Annotated in this window: 4 protein-coding genes; all 4 read left to right on the top strand. The window is 57.4% G+C overall.

The features are described 5' to 3' along the window. Positions 1-838: DNA-methyltransferase (locus tag ACIQ2D_RS21765; RefSeq protein ID WP_402867389.1), on the top strand; the 838-nt coding region annotated here is incomplete at its 5' end. A gap of 14 nt (positions 839-852) precedes the next feature. Then, positions 853-1,428: an antirestriction protein ArdA gene (locus tag ACIQ2D_RS21760; RefSeq protein ID WP_391590614.1), complete on the top strand. Its 576-nt coding sequence runs from the start codon at positions 853-855 to the stop codon at positions 1,426-1,428. A gap of 24 nt (positions 1,429-1,452) precedes the next feature. After that, positions 1,453-1,860, top strand: coding sequence for a helix-turn-helix domain-containing protein (locus tag ACIQ2D_RS21755; RefSeq protein WP_402867388.1), 408 nt, complete (start codon positions 1,453-1,455; stop codon positions 1,858-1,860). A gap of 63 nt (positions 1,861-1,923) precedes the next feature. Beyond that, positions 1,924-2,180: hypothetical protein (locus ACIQ2D_RS21750; RefSeq protein WP_402867387.1), on the top strand; the 257-nt coding region annotated here is incomplete at its 3' end.

Genomic DNA, 2,180 nt, shown 5'->3' with positions numbered 1-2,180 from the left:
CGAACTGCAAGTGGTGGCCCGCGACATTCGTCGGGTCCTTCGTCCGCATGGCACTTTTTGGCTCAACGTCGGCGATTCCTACGCTGCGCATCCGAGAGAAGGCGCGCTCAAAAAGAGCCTGCTTCTCGGACCCCAAAAGCTCGCCCTCGCACTCGCCGCAGACGGCTGGATCGTCCGCAACGTCGTCGTGTGGGCGAAGCAAAACCCGATGCCGTCGAGCGTCTCCGATCGCCTGAGCAACACCTATGAAGTCGTTCTACTGCTGGCCAGGTCGCCGCGATACTTCTTCGACCTCGACGCCATACGCATGCCCGCCACGACGGCCAAAAGTAACCCGGCACGTCGCTCGTCCAGTGGCTATCCGCCGATCAACGCAGTACCCGTCGATCGTCAGGTCGACAGGAACAAAGGGCTCGACGCCATGAAAGAGCGTGGCCTCAGCGCGCATCCACTCGGCAAGTCGCCTGGGGATGTCTGGGCGCTGCCAACCGCAAATTACCGAGGCGCTCACTTCGCAACCTTTCCAGCTGCATTGGCCGAACGGGCGATCTTGGCCGGCTGTCCTGAACGGGTGTGCGCGACGTGTGACCTCCCCTGGAGGCGGGCTTTGATCGACAACGGAGGACGGAAACTCCGTACTGGCCCACTGCAATCTCAGTGCGACTGCACGGGGCAGCCGTGGCGGCCCGGGGTCGTGCTCGATCCCTTCATGGGCTCTGGCACCACCGCCATTTCCGCAGAACTACACCACCGCGACTGGCTCGGCATCGAGCTGAATCCCGACTACGCCGAACAGGCCCATCTTCGAATCCAACAGCACCGCAACCTAACTAAATAAAGGAGAACACCGCCATGGAACAACTACCAAAGGAGCAGCGCCAGGAAACCGAATCTGCACCGAAGACCATTCCGTCCATCTACGTCGCCTCACTGAGCGACTACAACAACGGATACCTTCACGGCCAATGGATCGATGCCCGACTCGATCAAAGCGAGATCCACGAACAGATCACCGCCATGCTGGCGCAGTCCCGCGATCCGGGCGCTGAGGAATTCGCCATTCACGACTACGAGGGCTTCGGCGGCTTCGAAGTCCACGAATACGAGAGCATCGAGACGGTTCACGCGATTGCTGCCGGTATTGACGAACACGGTGAAGCCTTCGCCGCATACATCGACTTGGTCGGCACCGGACAAGCGAGCATGAACGGCTTCGAAGACTGCTTCCAAGGCACCTACGCGTCATTGGCGGCCTTCGTGGACAGTTTCGTCGAGGATATGGGCTGGCCCGAGCAACTCGAAAAGTTTCGCGAACACTCCGGCATGGGCTCGTACGTCTCGATCGACTATTCGGAATTAGAAAGTATGTTCCGAATGGAATGGGATGTCATCGATGGCCGAGAAGGTGTGCATATCTTCAACAGATAATCATTCCAATAATTCGGGCAACTATTGCCCGAAACGACATTTCCTGAGAAAATAGAAACGAAGGAAATTGAAATGCCCGATACACCCACACCCACACCACTCTCGGAACTTCTTATCGCTCTTCGCACTGAGAAGAAGATTAACCGTTATACTCTTGAACAGCGCAGCGGGGTCAATCACACCAATATCCGCCGCATAGAGACGGGTGAGATAAGCGATATCACGCCCACGCTCATGCAGCGCCTGGCTGACGCCCTCGACGTGGATGTCGAGCAGTTCTACGAAGCTCACTGGAAAACGACCGGACGACCACTTCCGAGTCTGCCGACGTATTTTCGGACAAAGTACAAAAAACTGACCACTAAACAAATACAACAAGTCGAGCAACTCGTGGAATCAATGCAAAAAGACAACGATCGACGAGACTCATAAACCCCGCCGGGTACCTGCCGAAACTTTGGTAGCACGCGGAGCACTACATAGGGAGGAGTACACATGCACACACGGATGAACCCGACACTCGGATCGATTCGCAAGCTGATGCCCAGATGGGCGATGACCTATCGACAAGCGCTTCGCGCTGCGGAAAAACAAGCGACTCGACTGGCGCGCGCCTGGCAAGCGGAGAACCGCGCAATCAGCGAGAAGGACATAACCAGCCTCACTCGCATGCTCATCGTGCGCAACGACGACGAGCAGCGTGCGCACGCGTGCCACTCCGGGTCGTGTAGATACGAGAAGGGCAAGTGGGT

This window comes from Lysinibacillus sp. NPDC097287, from assembly GCF_044761695.1.
Taxonomy (GTDB): Bacteria; Bacillota; Bacilli; order Bacillales_A; family Planococcaceae; genus Lysinibacillus.
Note: the sequence above shows the minus strand (reverse complement) of the source record. Positions and strands in the feature narration are given on the sequence as shown.